The organism is Microbacterium sp. BE35, assembly GCF_031457705.1.
Taxonomy (GTDB): domain Bacteria; phylum Actinomycetota; class Actinomycetes; order Actinomycetales; family Microbacteriaceae; genus Microbacterium; species Microbacterium trichothecenolyticum.
Genome location: NZ_JAVDXD010000004.1, coordinates 1 through 15584 on the forward strand (window position 1 = coordinate 1; position 15584 = coordinate 15584).

Here is a 15584-nt window from a genome sequence, read left to right on the forward strand (position 1 = left end):
CGCCACCTGTTGTGGGTCGGGGCGGGGTGCGGTCGATCTCCCGGGGCCGCCCCGGGGGGGGGGGCGACCGCCCCCCCGCAAACCAATCGGGGGCCCCCGGTCCCGGGGGCCCCGCTTCTGGTGCTGGAACGTCAGACGCCGAAGTACAGCTCGTACTCGAACGGGTGCGGACGCGCGTTGAGCGGCTGGATCTCGTTCTCGATCTTGTACTCGATCCACGTCTCGATCAGCTCAGGCGTGAAGACGCCGCCCTTGAGCAGGAACTCGTGGTCGGCGCGGAGCGCCTCGAGCGAGTCGAGCAGCGAGTTGGGCACCTGCGGGATGTTCTTCGCCTCCTCGGGGGGAAGCTCGTACAGGTCCTTGTCGACGGGCTCGTGCGGCTCGATGCGGTTCTGGATGCCGTCGAGGCCGGCCATGAGCTGCGCGGCGAACGCGAGATACGGGTTGCCCGAGGCGTCGGGTGCACGGAACTCGATGCGCTTGGCCTTGGGGTTCGAGCCGGTGATCGGGATGCGGATGGCCGCCGAACGGTTGCCGGCCGAGTACACCAGGTTCACCGGCGCCTCGTAGCCCTTGACGAGGCGCTTGTACGAGTTGAGCGTCGGGTTGGTGAACGCGAGCAGCGCCGGCGCGTGCGCCAGGATGCCGCCGATGTACCAGCGCGCGAGGTCGGAGAGCTGCGCATAGCCCTTCTCGTCGTAGAAGAGGGGCTTGCCCTCGAGCCACAGCGACTGGTGCGTGTGCATGCCCGAGCCGTTGTCGCCGAAGAGGGGCTTCGGCATGAAGGTCGCGACCTTGCCCCACTCGTTCGCCACGTTCTTGACGATGTACTTGAACTTCAGGATGTCGTCGGCCGCGTGCACCATGGTGTCGAAGCGGTAGTTGATCTCCTGCTGGCCGCCCGTGCCCACCTCGTGGTGCGCGCGCTCGAGGAGCAGGCCCGACTCGATGAGGCGGAGGCTGATGTCGTCGCGAAGGTCGGCCGTCTTGTCGACGGGGGAGACCGGGAAGTAGCCGCCCTTGAAGGGGGTCTTGTTCGCGAGGTTCCCGCCCTCTTCGGCGCGGCCGGTGTTCCAGGCGCCCTCTTCGGAGTCGACAGAGTAGAAGCTCGAGTTCTGCTTCACCTCGTAGCGGACGTCGTCGAAGATGTAGAACTCGGCCTCGGGCGCGAAGAACGCGGTGTCGGCGATGCCGGTCGAGGCGAGGTACTTCTCGGCCTTCTTGGCGACCTGGCGCGGGTCCTTCGAGTAGATCTCGCCGTTGCGCGGGTTGTAGATGTCGAAGACCATGATGAGGGTCTTCGCCTCGCGGAACGGGTCGAGGTAGGCCGTCGACACGTCCGGGATCAGCTGCATGTCCGATTCGTGGATGTTCGCGAAGCCCCGGATGGAGGAGCCGTCGAACAGCTGGCCGACCGTGAAGAATTCTTCGTCGACGGTGGAGGCCGGGATGTTGAAGTGCTGCTGCACGCCAGGAAGATCCGTGAAACGGATGTCGAGGAACTTGACGTCCTCGTCCTTGATGAACTTCAGCACCTCGGATGAATCTTTGAACATGAAGACTCCAGAGGTAGGGCATTCGGATCCGCCCGTACGGGCCGGGCACTCTGGCACGGTACCCGCAGGGCATTGCCCTCCAGTATCACTTGTGTTTCAGGGATGTTACGGCGACCTGGGTACGCTGGGGAAGTGACGCAGAGCACCCAGGACTACCCCGGCGAACGCCTCGGACTGCCCCGCGATGGCACCGGATCCATCGGCCGTCTGGGCCGCCGCGTCGGCGCGCTCTTCCTCGATTACGGCGCCGCCTACCTGATCTCGGGTTTCTTCGGATGGGACCCGCTCGCGATCCTCGCGATCTTCGCCGCCATCCAGATCGTGTTCCTGCCGACGCTCCAGGGGAGCCCCGGCCATCGCATCTTCGGCCTGCGCCTTGTGCGTCTCGACGGCGGATGGGTGGGCCTGTGGCGCCCCGTCATCCGTACCGCGCTCCTGATCCTCGCGATCCCCGCCGTCATCTGGGACGCCGATCAGCGGGGCCTCCACGACAAGGCCGCGGGCACTGTGCTCATCCGCTCGTGACACGCGTGAACCCGGCCCGGCGTCTCCGCCGGACCGGGTTCATTCGCGAGCGGTTCAGCGCGGACGAGGTGCGCGCACCTTCGTGGGGTCGATGCCCTTCGGGATCGGCAGCGATGTCAGCGACTGCGAGACCGATTCGATGCGCTTGATGACCGCGGCCATCGTGGCCCGGTCGATCTTCGTGGGCAGGGACTTGATGGTCGGCGCGAGCTTCGAGATCGGCGTCTCTCCGTCACCGTGACCGATGTACAGCACCGTCACGGGAACGCCTGAGGCGACGCGCTGGACCTTCGAGCGCTCGTCGTTCACCAGGCGGGTGAGCCGGCCGCGGGCGCCCTCGCCCACGATCACGACGCCGCCGCGGCCGACGGCGCGGTAGACGGCTTCCTGCGTCTTGGGGTTGATGCCGACCGGCATCTCACTGGCCTGCCACTTGCGGCCGAGCGACGTCGACATGACGTGGCCCGTGGCCCCGGGCATTCCGTCGATCTTCTTGTACATCGCGCGCGTCGACAGCCGGGTCATCGTCATCATGGACGCGAGGACGCCGAGCATGAGCCCGGTGACGCCCCACAGGATGACGCTCCAGACGGCGACCGGCGGGATGAGGAACCCGATGCCCACGCCCACGGCGATGCCGAGGAGGAGGATGCCGACCAGCAGGAACGGCAGCCAGCGGAACTCCTTCTGGGTGAAGGTGTAGAGGGTGCGGATCTGAGAGAAGAAACCCGGGCCCTTGTCGGGGGCGGAACTGCGCGCGGCCATAGCTTCCAGCCTACCTTTTCGCGGGCTCCCGCTCGGCTCCTCCACAGTCGGGCACCGGGCCCGCTCATCCACAGACTGCCGCCGGTCCAGGCTGTCGCCTCGCGCAGCCTCGCACACTGGCGCCATGACGACCGCCGACGGCTCGCTCGGGAGCCCCTACCGCGCCATCCGGGCGGTCCGGGCGCCTGAGGACGGACCATGGCCGGGCACCCTCGTCCGCACGGCCGGCGGCGACTCGTGCGTGCTGGTCGACGCGGACGTCCTCGGCCCGCACTGGCGGGGATGGGATGCCGCACCCGACGGCCACGTGCTGGCTCCGGGCGACGTCGTGCGACGCGTCGACGGCCACGACGTGGTGCTGCCGGTGTGCTCCGAGCGCCTCGAGGAATTCGTCCGGCGGAGGTCCGCACGAATGCCCCTCAGCCTGGGCGAGGCCGTGACCCTCGGCGTGAGCGTGCTGCGCGGCTGCGCTCAGGTGGCGAGCACACCCGATGCCGACGGCGACTGGTGGCTCGACGACGCCGGCAGGCCGGTGCTGGCGACGGATGCCTCGGCCCGGCGCGCACTCGAGGCATCCGCCGCCGTCCTCGAGCAGGTGAGCGTCGATCCGCCCGCGCAGCGCACCTGGCAGACAGCGCTGCGAGCCGTCACCGCGGAGCGCATCTCGGTCCATGAGCTCGAGGCCGCCGAGGCGGCGCTGTTCGCCCTCGCCGAGGCGGAGCCGCTCAGCACCGTCAGCCTCAGCCCTCGCCGCGCGACCGAGGGGATGGCGCGCTCGCACGAGCGGACACGCAAGGAGGCGGACCTGCCGCACGAACCCGCGCCGCGGTCGATGTGGCAGACGCTCATCGCCGGCATGGACGACGAGCTCTCCGACACCGTGTCGCGGGCCACGACGGCGGTGTGGCGCCGGCTGCGAGGCACGGGCGACCCGCCGCGAGCCGGTGCGCGACGCGCGCCGTGGCTGGTCGGAGGCGCCGTGGCGGTCGCGGTGCTGGCCGGCGGCGCGCTCTGGCCTCCTGCCAGCGGCGTCGCGACCGATGCGCGACCGGGCGCTTCGCCCACGGCGACGCGCGGGCCCGCGGCATCCGTTCCGGCGGATGCCAACCCGGCCGCGGCACCCGGAAGCGGCTCGCCGGCCGGCGAGCCCGCCGACCTCGCTCTCCTGACCGGCGAACTGCTGGACGCACGGATCGCGTGCGCCGGCGAGGCCGACTGTCTCGCCGCGGTGGTGGTCGACACGGCGCCATCGGCCGGCGGGACGATCGATCGCCCCGCTGCCGAGCGAACGATCACGCTCCTCGACGACTTCGGCGACCTCGCGGTGCTGCGCGTCGATGCGATCGACGGGTCCACCCCGTCGCAGATGGTCGTGATCCTGCGCAGAGACGAGAAATGGCTGCTGCGCGACGTCTCGGACGTCGCGCAGCAGCCCTAGAAGCGAATGTCGCTCCCGCTCAGATGCCGAGCTGGCCCTCGAACGCGGCGGCCTCCAGGCGCGTCTTCACGGCTCCGAGGAAACGAGCGGCGTCCGCACCGTCGACGACGCGGTGGTCGTACGACAGCGCCAGGTAGACGTACGAGCGCACCGAGATCGCATCCTTGCCGTCGACCGTCACCACGCCGGGGCGCTTGACGACCACGCCGGTGCCGAGGATCGCGGTCTGGGGCAGGAAGACGACGGGGGTGTCGAACAGCGCGCCGCGCGAACCGGTGTTGGTCAGCGTGAACGTGCCGCCCGCGAGCTCGTCGGGCTTCAGCTTGTTGTCGCGGGTGCGGGCGGCGAGGTCTGCGATCTCGTGCGCGATCTGGGCGAGGTTCTTGCTCGCCGCGTCACGCAGCACGGGGGTGAGCAGACCGCGCTCGGTGTCGACGGCGATCGACAGGTTCTCCGTCGCCGGGTAGACGATCTGGTCGCCGTCCACCGTCGAGTTGACGACGGGGTACGCCTGGAGCGCCTCGGCGGCCGCCAGCGCGAAGAACGGCAGGAACGACAGCTTGTCGCCGGTCTTGGCCAGGAAGTCGTTCTTCACCTTGTCGCGGAACGTCGAAAGCTTCGTGACGTCGACCTCGACCACCGTCGTGAGCTGCGCCGTCGACTGCATCGACTCCACGGCCCGCGAGGCCAGCACCTTGCGCAGGCGCGACATCGGCTGGGTGGTGCCGCGCAGCGGCGAGACCTCGAGCGGCGCGGGCGCTGCCGCCGCGGCGGGAGCGGCAGGAGCCGACGCTGCCTCGGCGGCCTTGAGCACATCCTCCTTGCGGATGCGGCCGCCGACTCCGGTGCCCTTCACCGAACCGAGGTCGACACCCTGCTGCTGAGCCAGGCGCCGCACGAGCGGCGTGACGTACGTGATCCCGTCGTCCTCGGCGACCAGCGCCGGAGCAGGAGCTGCCGAGGCGGCGGGCGCTGCCGCCGGAGCCGGTGCGGCGGCGGGGGCGGCGGCCGGAGCCGGAGCGGGCGCTGCGGCCGGAGCCGCAGGAGCCGGTGCTTCAGCGGCAGGTGCAGGTGCGGCCGCCGGCGCCTCCGCGGGCGCGGCAGCCGGTGCGGCCGCGGCCGCGGCCGCGCCGGGTGCTGCGCCGGCCTCGCCGATGCGGGCGAGCGGGGACCCGACGGTCACCGTCTCGTCCTCGGGGACGAGGATCTCGGTGAGCACGCCCGCGAACGGCGACGGGATCTCGGTGTCGACCTTGTCGGTCGAGATCTCGAGGAGCGGCTCGTCCACGGCGACCTCGTCGCCGATCTGCTTGAGCCAGCGGGTGACCGTTCCCTCGGTGACGCTCTCGCCGAGTTCGGGGAGGACGACGTCCTTGCCGCCGCCTGCGGGGGCGGCGGGCTGCTCGGCGGCGGGCGCCGGAGCGGCCTCGGCCGGGGCGGGAGCTTCGGCGGCCGGAGCCTCGGCCGGGGTCTCCGGCGCGCCCTCGGCGGCAGCGGCCTCGGGCGCCGGGGCGGCCGCGGGGGTACCGGAGCCGTCACCGATCTTCGCCAGCACGGCGCCGACCTCGACGGTCTCGTCCTCCTGCACGAGGATCTCCTCGATGACGCCGCTGATCGGCGAGGGGATCTCGGTGTCCACCTTGTCCGTGGAGATCTCGAGCAGGCCCTCGTCCGCCTGGACCGTGTCGCCGACGTTCTTGAGCCAGCGGGTGACCGTTCCCTCGGTCACGCTCTCGCCGAGAGCGGGGAGGACCACGGATGTGCTCATGAGGATGTCTCCTTCTGAAGAAATATCGGATCTAGCTTAGTGATGGGGTGCGGCCCGAAGGGTCACAGCGCGTGCAGGGGCTTGCCTGCGAGAGCGAGGAATGCCTCGCCGAGCGCTTCGGACTGGGTCGGGTGCGCGTGGATGAAGGGCGCGATGTCCTCGGGGTGGGCCTCCCAGCCCACGACGAGCTGGCCCTCGGTGATGAGCTCGCCGACGCGATCGCCGATCAGGTGGACGCCGAGGACCGGCCCCTCCTTCGCGCGGACGACCTTGACGATGCCGCTCGTTCCGAGGATCTCGCTCTTGCCGTTTCCGGCGAGGTTGTACTCGTACGCGACGATGCCGTCCGCGCCGTGCGCGTCAGCCGCCTGCGCCTCGGTGAGGCCGACCGATGCGACCTCGGGGTGGCTGTACGTGACCTTCGGGATGTTCGCATCGGGGATGACGACGGGCGAGAGCCCGGCGATCTCCTCGGCGACGAAGATGCCCTGCTGGAAGCCGCGGTGAGCGAGCTGAGGACCCGGGACGATGTCGCCGACGGCCCAGATGTGGTCGACGCCGGTGCGCAGCCGCTCGTCGGCGATGACGAAGCCGCGGTCGATCGTCACGCCCGCCTCCTCGTAGCCGAGGCCCGCTGTCGCCGGCCCGCGCCCGACGGCGACGAGCAGGTAGTCGGCGGTGAACGTCTTGCCGTCCTCGAGCGTGACGGTCACGGCGTCGGGCGTCTGCGTCGCGCCCTGGAACCGCACGCCGAGCGAGTACTGGATGCCGCGGCGCCGGAACGCGCGCTCGAGGCCTTTGCTGAGCGCCAGATCCTCGTTGGGCACGAGGTGATCGAGCGCCTCGACGATGGTGACGTCGGCGCCGAAGGAGCGCCAGACGCTCGCGAACTCGACGCCGATGACGCCGCCGCCGAGGATCACGACGCTGCCGGGGACCTCATCCAGCTCGAGGGCGTGCTCGCTGGTGAGGATGCGGCCGCCGATCTCGAGGCCGGGAAGCGTCCGGCTGTACGAACCGGTGGCGAGCACGACGTCGGTGCCGCGATACAGGTCGTCGCCGACCCGGACGGCCGGACCCGCCTCGAGGCGTCCCTCCCCGTTCACGACGGTGATGCCCCGCGCCTTGACGAGACCCTCGAGCCCCTTGTACTTCTTCGCGACGATGCCCTCTCGGTAGGCGCGCACACCCGCGGGGTCGACGCCCTCGAAGGTCGCGCGGATGCCGATGGCCGAGGCATCCCGCGCCGACTCGGCCACCTCGGCCGCATGCAGCAGGGCCTTCGTCGGGATGCAGCCGCGGTGCAGGCACGTCCCACCCACCTTGTCCTTCTCGACGAGGGCTACGGTCTTGCCGAGTTCCGCGGCGCGGATCGCGGCTGCGTAGCCGCCGCTTCCACCGCCGAGAATGACGAGATCGAAGGAGTGGTCGGTCATCGTGCCTCCTCATCGAGGTCTGCCAGGACGAAGCGGATCAGGCTGCGCACGGTGGCGGCAGTCGGTCCCTTGTCGGTGAAGCCGTACGGCGCGCCCTTGTGGGTCCCGCTGCCGGCGATGTCGAGATGCACCCAGGGGATTCGGGGCGCATCCGTCTCGTCGGCGGTGCGGCCGACGAAATGACGCAGGAACAGTCCTGCGAAGAGCGAGCCGCCCGCAGGGTCGCCGATCTTGGCGTTCTGCAGGTCGGCGATGGGGGAGTCGAGCTCCTCGACCATGTGGGCGGGAAGGGGCAGCTGCCACGCGGGCTCGCCCGTCTCGGCGGCCGCGGCGAGGTACGCGGCGACGGCGGCGTCGTCGCCCATCACCCCCGTGTGGCGCGTGCCCAGGGCGATGAGGATCGCGCCGGTGAGCGTGGCGACGTCGACGATCACGTCGGGGTTCTCGCGACTGGCCGCGACCAGCCCGTCGGCGAGCACGAGGCGGCCCTCGGCGTCGGTGTTGAGCACCTCGACGGTCGTGCCGTCGAGCAGGCGCAGCACGTCGCCGGGGCGTGTGGCGCGGCCCGACGGCATGTTGTCGGCGACGCAGAGCCACGCCGTCACCTTGACGGGAGCGCCGACGGATGCCACGGCCCGCAGCACGCCCAGGACAGTGGCGGCGCCCGCCATGTCGTACTTCATGCCGACCATCGAGGCGGCGGGCTTGAGCGACAGGCCTCCGGTGTCGAACGTGATGCCCTTGCCCACCAGCGCGACGTGCTTGTCGGCGCCCTCGGGGGCATACTCCAGGCGGACGAGGCGCGGCGGACGGTCGGAACCCTGCCCCACGCCGAGGATGCCGCCGAAGCCCTGCTCGCGCAGCGCCTCCTCGTCGAGCACCTCGACGGTGACCGGCAGGTCTGCGACGGACTCGGTAGCGCGCTGGGCGACATCGGCGGGTCCGAGCCATTCGGCCGGGGTGTTGACGAGGTCCTTGACGAGGGCGACGGATGCCGCGGTCTCGACGACCAGCTTCAGCGCCGCGTCGTCCGGCTCGGCGGTGCCGTGGACGACCACGCGCTGCGCGCGCGGCTTCGGCGCCTCGCTCTTGTAACCCTCGAAGCGGTAGCCGCCGAGCGCGGCGCCCTCCGCGGCGGCGGTCCACAGCGAAGGATCGGCGAACGGCGCGGCCACGGCGACGGTGGCGAAGCCCGTGATGGCGCGGATCGCCGCGCCCACCGCATCGCGCAGGGCCGCGGCATCCGCAGTCGAACCGGTCCCCACGACGGCCAGCGGAACCGTCGTCGCTTCCGGCGCGTACGCGCGCACCCAGGCGCCTGCGGCGCCGGTGAAGCCCACCCCCGACAGCGCCTCGCGCAGGCCCGGCCAGTCGGAGAGATCCGGGGATCCCTCGGCGTCGAGCGGGGGGAGCGCAAGGAGAAGAAGGTCGGCGTCGGACTCTCGGACAGGTGAAGTGCGGTACTCGAGGTCGGGGAACGACATGGTCTCCATCCTAGGGACGACGACTGTTCGCTCTGAGCGCGACCATCGCGACCCGACCTCGGCGGACGGCTCGTAGCATGGGTGCATGCCTTTTCCCGGCCCGCTGTTCGAGCGTGCGGCTTCTGCGCCGCCCGTCCCGCGCGGGCTGCCGCTGGTGATCACCCTGACCGGGTTCACCGATGCCGGCAGCGCCGTGAGCCGCGCGATCGACTACTTCCGCGACGAGCTCTCGCCTTCGCCGCTCGCCGTGTTCTCCAACGACACGCTGCTGGACTACCGCGCGCGCCGCCCGATCGTGTCCTTCGAGAAGGACCACCTCACCGACTACCGCCCTGCGCGCCTGGAGCTCTCGTTCGCCCACGACGCCCTCGGGCAGCCGTTCCTGCTGCTCGCCGGCTACGAGCCCGACTTCGCGTGGGATGCCTTCACCGAGGCGGTCATCGAATTCACCGAGGTGTACGGCGTGTCCACGGTGACGTGGGTCCACGCGATCCCGATGCCCGTGCCGCACACGCGGCCCATCGGCACGACGGTGAGTGGGACTCGGTCGGAACTCACCGAGGCGCACTCGGTGTGGCAGCCCCACACCCAGGTGCCGGCGACGGCGGGCCACCTGCTGGAGTACCGGCTCGCTGCCGCAGGCGTGCGCGTCGCGGGTTTCGTGCTGCTGATCCCGCACTATCTCGGCGACACCGAGTACCCGGCGGCGGCTCTCGCCGCACTCGACAGCCTCACCGTCGCGACGGGACTCGTGTTCGCGGGCGACGAGCTGCGCGAGGAGAACCGCGAGTACCTCGAGAAGGTCACCGAACAGATCGAGGGCAGCGACGAGCTCGCGCGCATGGTGCAGGGCCTGGAAGAGCGCTACGACGCCTACATGGCGGGATCCACCCTGGCGACCCCGATGATCCACACGGGCGATCTGCCCAGCGCCGACGAGCTGGCGGCCGAACTCGAGCGGTTCCTTGCGACGCGCCCGGGGGAGGACGACAAGCGCGGCTCGTGATCGCGCACACGCAGCGCGTCGGCGGAATTCGACGCCGCACCGGTGTGTTGAGACCAGGGATGGAGGTGCGCCGGTCTCGGCAGGGCGATGCTGGCGGCGCACGGCAAGTATGAGATACTAGACGCTCTGACCCGTTGTCAACCGTCTTCGTGGGGCATCCCTTTGGAAGATGTGGACTTGACAAGGGTCTTACTAGTGTCCGAAACCGACCGGAGAGGCGCAGAGCGCCTCGACCGGTGAAAGGCGAAACGTGACTCCAGGCACGAACACCAAGGCTCGCTCGGCCGCGAAGGACACCGAGACGGACGAGACGAAGACGGCGGCCGCCAAGAAGGCTCCGGCCGCCAAGGGCACCGCCAAGACCAAGGCCGCACCGAAGACTGCGTCCAAGCGCGCGAAGAAGTCGGACGACGAGTTCGAGGACGACGTCGAGGAGCTCGACGACGACGTCGAACTCGAGGAAGACGGCGACGAGACCGAAGGCGACGCGTCGGAGGCCGGCGAGCCGGCCAAGGGCGCGAAGGCGTCGGGCGACGACGCCAACGCGACCGACGACGAGGAGGAAGAGGAGGAGAGCACCAAGCCGGCGTTCACCGAACCTCTCCCCACGGGCGCGATCGTCATCTCGTCGAGCGACGAGGACGACGTCCCGGTCTACTCGACCCAGATCACGGGCGCCACGGCCGACCCGGTCAAGGACTACCTCAAGCAGATCGGCAAGGTGCCGCTGCTGAACGCGGCCGAAGAGGTCGAGCTCGCGATGCGCATCGAGGCGGGTCTGTTCGCCGAGGAGAAGCTGTCGCACATGTCGGCGGCCGAGAAGACCTCGCAGCTCGGACTGGACCTGCAGTGGGTCGCCCGCGACGGCCAGCGCGCGAAGAGCCACCTGCTCGGCGCGAACCTGCGCCTCGTGGTGTCGCTCGCCAAGCGCTACACCGGGCGCGGCATGCAGTTCCTGGATCTCATCCAGGAGGGCAACCTCGGTCTCATCCGCGCGGTCGAGAAGTTCGACTACACCAAGGGCTTCAAGTTCTCGACGTACGCGACGTGGTGGATCCGTCAGGCCATCACGCGCGCCATGGCCGACCAGGCCCGGACCATCCGCATCCCGGTGCACATGGTCGAGGTCATCAACAAGCTCGCGCGCGTCCAGCGTCAGATGCTGCAGGACCTCGGTCGCGAACCCACGCCCGAGGAGCTCAGCCGCGAGCTCGACATGACCCCCGAGAAGGTCATCGAAGTGCAGAAGTACGGCCGTGAGCCGATCTCGCTGCACACGCCTCTCGGCGAGGACGGCGACAGCGAGTTCGGTGACCTCATCGAGGACACCGAGGCCGTGGTCCCCGCCGACGCGGTGGGCTTCACGATGCTGCAGCGTCAGCTCGAGTCGCTCCTCGACTCGCTCTCGGAGCGCGAGGCCGGCGTGATCCGCATGCGCTTCGGCCTCGGCGACGGGCAGCCGAAGACGCTCGACCAGATCGGCGACACGTTCGGGGTCACCCGCGAGCGCATTCGCCAGATCGAGTCGAAGACGATGGCGAAGCTGCGGCACCCGTCGCGTTCGCAGTCGCTGCGGGACTACCTCGAGTGAGTGAGGCGAACGCCGGCAAGGCGCTCACCGTCCAGGTCGAAGGCTCGTCGTTCGCTCGCATCCCGATCCGCACGCGGGTCGTGATGCCGGGCGACGACCTCGACGAGTTCGTCCGCGAGTACGCGGCGGAGGCCGTGCGCGAAGGCGACGTGCTGTTCGTGACGGAGAAGATCGTCGCGATCACGCAGGGTCGCTCGTACCTCGTCGAGGAGATCAAGCCGCGCAAGCTGGCGCTCTTCCTCTCGAAGTACGTCACGCGCACGCCGTACGGCATCGGCCTGGGCATGCCAGAGACGATGGAGATGGCCCTCCGCGAGTGCGGCACGATCCGCATTCTGTTCGCGGCCGCCGTCTCGGCCGTGACCAAGCTGTTCGGCCGCAAGGGCGACTTCTACCGCATCGCCGGCGACAAGGCTCGCGCGATCGACGGGCCGACGTCGGGAACGATCCCGCCTTACAACAAGGCGGTCGTGCTCGGACCCGAGCGCCCGCGCGAGGTCGCGACACACCTCAAGGCGCTGCTCGGAGGCGTGCCCGAGGTGGCGGTGGTCGACATCAACGACCTCGGCGGCAACATCCTCGGCTCCACCCTCGACAAGGGCGAAGAGAAGCGCCTCGTCTCGATCCTCAAGGACAACCCGCTGGGTCAGGGCCACCAGTCGACCCCGCTCGGCATCGTCCGCACGATCTGAGGGACTCAGCGGAAGGCGCGGCATCGTTTCGGATGCCGCGCCTTCCGCGTGACCGGGGCGTGCGGGTCAGAACCCGATCGCCGCGCGATACCGCGGCTTGTGACCGGTGCGGATGCCGGTGACGCTGGGCTTGTTCTCGTACACGCCGGCGCCCCAGTTGCCCTCGACCAGCACCGGACCGTCGGGCGTGACGACGATGTCCCAGCCGACGTACTGGATCTGCGGCACGACCCGGGCGACCTGGTCGACGAACTCCTTGACCTGGTCGATCATCGGCAGCTGGAAGTCGGCGATGACGAAACCGCTGTCGGGGTGCTTCTCGTGCACGTGGCTGTGAGAGTCGTAGCCCGCTCCGACGGCATGACCGTTCTCGTCGAGCATCGTGTAGAAGCCGCCGAAGGTCATCTGATCACTCACGGCGCCGCGTCCGAACTTCTGCGCCATCGCCAGGATGTGGGTCTTCTCGCCGTCGAAGAACGCGGTGACGCGGGTCGTGTTCACGGTTCCGGGACACACCGCCGCGAGGTCGGCGTGCTGGCGGATGACCTCCTCGATGAGCAGCTCGCCCCGGGAGAGCAGACCGCGGTGGAACTCGTCCCAGTCCGAGACGTCGGCCGCGTGGTAGCGGTGCACGCCCGTGCCCGCCTGGCCCACCGGCTCCTTGGTGACGATCGTGCCGTGCTTCTCGGCGAAGGCGCGCACCGCATCGGCGTTGCCCTCCTCGACCACCATCCAGTCGCGACGGAGGAACTCGCTGAACGTGCGGTCGAACTCGACCTTGTCCTGGAACAGTCCCCGATAGTCGGGGTGGTCGTACTTCTGCGAGATCTCGTTCGACACGGGGTGTGTCATGTACGTCGCCCGCTCGGCGCGGTTGAGGATCGCGAAGTCGTAGTCGACGTAGTCCTGGAAGCCGACCTGCCTGAACCCGGCCGACCACAGCATGTCGACGACGACCGCGGGGGTCCATTTGCGATGCGCGTGCGCGGTCTCTCTCGCGCGCTCGAGCACGGATCCGACATCGATGCGACGGACACGCCAGGCGAGGTAGCGAAGACGGTTCGAGAGGGCGAGGCCCTGAGAAGACATGCGTGCTCCGGGTTCGGTTCGGGGACCCCGATAGTCTAGAGGCGTGAGTTCCGCGATCCCTGGGCACGACCACGCCGCACCGGGATCGCACCCTCGCAGCGCCCCGGTCGCGCGGATCTCGCGGGCCGTGCTGACCGCGAACGCGCGCGCCGCGTGGGAGTGCGGCATCCGTTCCTACGACGCGTCGATCCTCGAAGCGGACGCCTGGGGCCACGGCGTGGAGCTCGTGCGCGACGTCATCGAGACGGTTGGCCTCGAGGCGCAGACGCACCATGTCAGCGGGAACACGGTCGACTCGGCGCCGGTCGCGTCGCGGAGCGACATGCTCTCGGCGGCAGCACTCTTCGGGCTTCCCGGTGCCGAGCCCTCCGCCGCGCCCGCACTGCGGCTGACGGGGACCGTGCTCTCGGTGAAGGACCTCCGCGAGGGCGAGGGCGTGTCGTACGGCTACGCGTACCGCGCGTCCGCAGACACGCGCGTCGCCCTCGTCACAGGCGGCTACGCGCAGGGAATCGTGCGCGCCCTCGGCGGAGCGGTGGACGTCGCGATCGCGGGGGAGAGGCATCCCGTCGTCGGACGGGTCGCGATGGACGTGTGCGTGGTGGACATCACGGATGCCGCGGTCCGGCGCGGCGACGAGGTCCTCTTCCTCGGCGACCCTGCGCAGGACGAGCCGTCGCTCGTCGAATGGGTGCGCGCGGCGGGGCTCACCGCCGGCGAGCTGGTCACCATGGTCGGACTGCGCGCCGGCCGCGAGGAGACCGCATGAGCGCGCGACTTCACGTCGACCTCGACGCCCTGGTCGCGAACATCGCGCACGTGCGCGCGACGGTGTCTCCCGCTGAGCTGATGCTCGTGGTCAAGGACGACGCCTACGGCCACGGTCTGGGGCCTGTCGTGCGGGCCGCGGTGGCCGCGGGCGTGAACTGGTTCGGCGCCTTCGACGTGCGGACGGGCTGCGCGGTGCGAGAGGCCGTCGGCGACGACGCTCGCATCTTCGCGTGGATCGCCGCTTCGCGCGGGGACCTCGACGCCGCCGTGGCGGCGCGCATCGACCTCGGCATCGGTGACGCCGATCTGCTGGAGGAGCTCGCGGAGGCCGCCCGCGATGCCCATGCCTCGATGCGTGTGCACCTCAAGATCGACACCGGACTGCACCGCAACGGCGTGCGGCCGGAGCAGTGGCCGGGTTTCGTGGCGCGCGCGGCAGCCCTTCAGACGGAGGGCGTCATCGAGGTCGCGGGGGTCTGGAGCCACATCGCCGAGGCGTCGGACGCCGAGGACGATGAAGCCCGGAGCGTCTACGAGTGGGCGCTGCGGCAGGCCACGGCTGCCGGCCTGCGCCCCGCCATGCGGCACCTGGCCGCCAGCGCCGCGTCCTTCGCGCGCCCCGAGTTCCGCTACGACATGGTCCGCGTCGGGGCGTTCTGCTACGGCATCCGCTCCGCCGGGGGACCCTCTGCCGACCACCTGGGCCTCCGTCCGATCGGCCGGCTCGATGCGGACGTCGTCGAGGTCGCCGAGGAATTCGCCCGAATCGGTCTCGGTGCGCTGGACGGCCTGCCGTCATCGCTCGAGCGGCGCGCGATGGTCGGCACCCCGGCGGGCAGCCGCTCACTCGTGGCGATCGGCGCCACGGAGTCCCTTGTCGCCGCCTGGCCGGGCGCGGTCGTCGGTGACGTCGTCACGGTCTACGGACCGGGCGTCGCGGGGGAGAGCACGGCGACGGATCTCGCGGAGATCATCGGCACGATCGGTGAAGAGGTCGCCCTGCGCGTGTCACCCCTCGTGCCACGCAGATACACCCGCCGCTGAGGCGGCGGGTGCGAGTCTGCCGGACGGGCGCCTACTCGGCCAGGCGAGCGGTCTCGTCGTGCCAGGAGGTCGCGATCGCGCGGAGCTTCTCTTCGTACTTGCGACCGTGGTGTGCGCAGAACAGGAGCTCACTGCCGTTGACCTCGGCTGCGATGTAGGCCTGTGCGCCACACGAATCGCAGCGATCCGTCGCCGTGAGGCGGTATTCGAGGACGGCGCCGGTCTCGGTCGGTGTCGATAGCGTGTTCATCTCGGTGCCTCCTCGTACTGGTAGAACTCTCTTGCGGTCATGAAATACAACCACGCCGATGTTTCGAGAATGCCGCGAATAGACGACATTTCGCTGAGCGCGTACGACTGCCGACCCTTGAAGCGTGTCTGCGCGGGGCTGTCGGGCGCCCCGATTACGATGGGAGATT

Annotated in this window: 14 protein-coding genes; 7 read left to right on the plus strand and 7 right to left on the minus strand. The window is 70.0% G+C overall.

Annotated features, from left to right (window positions below; genetic code table 11):
- Window positions 1–131 precede the first annotated feature (131 nt).
- A complete protein-coding gene (gene glnA, locus J2Y46_RS13800) occupies window positions 132–1556 on the minus strand; it encodes a type I glutamate--ammonia ligase (protein ID WP_045302621.1) in 1425 nt (474 codons plus the stop codon).
- 132 nt (window positions 1557–1688) lie between these two features.
- On the opposite strand from glnA, the gene J2Y46_RS13805 reads away from it, so the two are divergent.
- Window positions 1689–2081 carry an RDD family protein gene (locus tag J2Y46_RS13805; RefSeq protein ID WP_310243086.1) on the plus strand — a complete coding sequence of 131 codons (393 nt, stop codon included), beginning with the start codon at window positions 1689–1691 and terminating at the stop codon, window positions 2079–2081.
- Window positions 2082–2135: 54 nt separating this feature from the next.
- Here J2Y46_RS13805 and J2Y46_RS13810 read toward each other — a convergent pair whose 3' ends face one another.
- Window positions 2136–2846 carry a DUF4191 family protein gene (locus J2Y46_RS13810; RefSeq protein ID WP_310243089.1) on the minus strand — a complete coding sequence of 237 codons (711 nt, stop codon included), beginning with the start codon at window positions 2844–2846 and terminating at the stop codon, window positions 2136–2138.
- A 124-nt stretch (window positions 2847–2970) separates the two neighbouring features.
- Between J2Y46_RS13810 and J2Y46_RS13815 the strand changes: the two genes are divergently transcribed.
- The gene (locus J2Y46_RS13815) at window positions 2971–4284 is read left to right on the plus strand and encodes a hypothetical protein (RefSeq protein ID WP_310243092.1); all 1314 of its coding nucleotides are present in this window, start codon (window positions 2971–2973) and stop codon (window positions 4282–4284) included.
- 19 nt (window positions 4285–4303) lie between these two features.
- On the opposite strand, the gene sucB is transcribed toward J2Y46_RS13815, so the two are convergent.
- The 3 genes from sucB to J2Y46_RS13830 all read right to left on the minus strand — a co-directional run bounded on the left by sucB (window position 4304) and on the right by J2Y46_RS13830 (window position 8972).
- Window positions 4304–6052: a 2-oxoglutarate dehydrogenase, E2 component, dihydrolipoamide succinyltransferase gene (gene sucB, locus J2Y46_RS13820; RefSeq protein ID WP_310243094.1), complete on the minus strand. Its 1749-nt coding sequence runs from the start codon at window positions 6050–6052 to the stop codon at window positions 4304–4306.
- 62 nt (window positions 6053–6114) lie between these two features.
- Window positions 6115–7488 (minus strand): dihydrolipoyl dehydrogenase, encoded by a 1374-nt coding sequence (gene lpdA / locus J2Y46_RS13825; protein WP_310243096.1) that lies wholly within the window; start codon window positions 7486–7488, stop codon window positions 6115–6117.
- Window positions 7485–8972, minus strand: a complete 1488-nt coding sequence (locus J2Y46_RS13830; protein ID WP_045302609.1) for a leucyl aminopeptidase — start codon at window positions 8970–8972, stop codon at window positions 7485–7487. The genes lpdA and J2Y46_RS13830 overlap by 4 nt, the downstream gene beginning before the upstream one ends.
- A gap of 85 nt (window positions 8973–9057) precedes the next feature.
- Between J2Y46_RS13830 and J2Y46_RS13835 the strand changes: the two genes are divergently transcribed.
- The 3 genes from J2Y46_RS13835 (at window position 9058) to J2Y46_RS13845 (ending at window position 12261) form a co-directional block, all read left to right on the plus strand.
- Window positions 9058–9978, plus strand: a complete 921-nt coding sequence (locus tag J2Y46_RS13835) for a proteasome assembly chaperone family protein (protein WP_045302608.1) — start codon at window positions 9058–9060, stop codon at window positions 9976–9978.
- Between the two features lie 250 nt (window positions 9979–10228).
- The gene (locus J2Y46_RS13840; protein ID WP_310243100.1) at window positions 10229–11569 is read left to right on the plus strand and encodes an RNA polymerase sigma factor; all 1341 of its coding nucleotides are present in this window, start codon (window positions 10229–10231) and stop codon (window positions 11567–11569) included.
- On the plus strand, window positions 11566–12261 hold the full coding sequence (locus J2Y46_RS13845) for a coenzyme F420-0:L-glutamate ligase (RefSeq protein ID WP_045302605.1): 696 nt from the start codon (window positions 11566–11568) through the stop codon (window positions 12259–12261). The genes J2Y46_RS13840 and J2Y46_RS13845 overlap by 4 nt, the downstream gene beginning before the upstream one ends.
- A gap of 66 nt (window positions 12262–12327) precedes the next feature.
- Here the strand turns inward: J2Y46_RS13845 and J2Y46_RS13850 are convergent, their stop codons facing one another.
- Entirely contained in the window at window positions 12328–13350 is a 1023-nt protein-coding gene (locus J2Y46_RS13850; RefSeq protein ID WP_310243103.1) for a sugar-transfer associated ATP-grasp domain-containing protein, read from the minus strand.
- Between the two features lie 43 nt (window positions 13351–13393).
- Here J2Y46_RS13850 and J2Y46_RS13855 point away from each other — a divergent pair, with 43 nt between their 5' ends.
- Together J2Y46_RS13855 and J2Y46_RS13860 are read left to right on the plus strand one after the other, a co-directional pair.
- Window positions 13394–14119 (plus strand): alanine racemase C-terminal domain-containing protein, encoded by a 726-nt coding sequence (locus J2Y46_RS13855; RefSeq protein ID WP_310243105.1) that lies wholly within the window; start codon window positions 13394–13396, stop codon window positions 14117–14119.
- A complete protein-coding gene (locus tag J2Y46_RS13860) occupies window positions 14116–15165 on the plus strand; it encodes an alanine racemase (RefSeq protein WP_310243108.1) in 1050 nt (349 codons plus the stop codon). Before J2Y46_RS13855 ends, J2Y46_RS13860 begins: the two co-directional genes overlap by 4 nt.
- Window positions 15166–15196: 31 nt before the next feature.
- Here the strand turns inward: J2Y46_RS13860 and J2Y46_RS13865 are convergent, their stop codons facing one another.
- A complete protein-coding gene (locus J2Y46_RS13865) occupies window positions 15197–15415 on the minus strand; it encodes a hypothetical protein (protein ID WP_045302598.1) in 219 nt (72 codons plus the stop codon).
- Window positions 15416–15584 lie beyond the last annotated feature (169 nt).

Excerpts from the sequence above, each read along its gene's own strand:
- J2Y46_RS13835 (WP_045302608.1), top strand. The coding sequence starts at position 9,058 with ATGCCTTTTCCCGGCCCGCTGTTCGAGCGTGCGGCTTCTGCGCCGCCC.
- lpdA (WP_310243096.1), bottom strand. The coding sequence starts at position 7,488 with ATGACCGACCACTCCTTCGATCTCGTCATTCTCGGCGGTGGAAGCGGC.
- glnA (WP_045302621.1), bottom strand. The coding sequence starts at position 1,556 with ATGTTCAAAGATTCATCCGAGGTGCTGAAGTTCATCAAGGACGAGGAC.
- sucB (WP_310243094.1), bottom strand. The coding sequence starts at position 6,052 with ATGAGCACATCCGTGGTCCTCCCCGCTCTCGGCGAGAGCGTGACCGAG.
- J2Y46_RS13860 (WP_310243108.1), top strand. The coding sequence starts at position 14,116 with ATGAGCGCGCGACTTCACGTCGACCTCGACGCCCTGGTCGCGAACATC.
- J2Y46_RS13810 (WP_310243089.1), bottom strand. The coding sequence starts at position 2,846 with ATGGCCGCGCGCAGTTCCGCCCCCGACAAGGGCCCGGGTTTCTTCTCT.
- J2Y46_RS13865 (WP_045302598.1), bottom strand. The coding sequence starts at position 15,415 with ATGAACACGCTATCGACACCGACCGAGACCGGCGCCGTCCTCGAATAC.
- J2Y46_RS13850 (WP_310243103.1), bottom strand. The coding sequence starts at position 13,350 with ATGTCTTCTCAGGGCCTCGCCCTCTCGAACCGTCTTCGCTACCTCGCC.
- J2Y46_RS13815 (WP_310243092.1), top strand. The coding sequence starts at position 2,971 with ATGACGACCGCCGACGGCTCGCTCGGGAGCCCCTACCGCGCCATCCGG.
- J2Y46_RS13830 (WP_045302609.1), bottom strand. The coding sequence starts at position 8,972 with ATGTCGTTCCCCGACCTCGAGTACCGCACTTCACCTGTCCGAGAGTCC.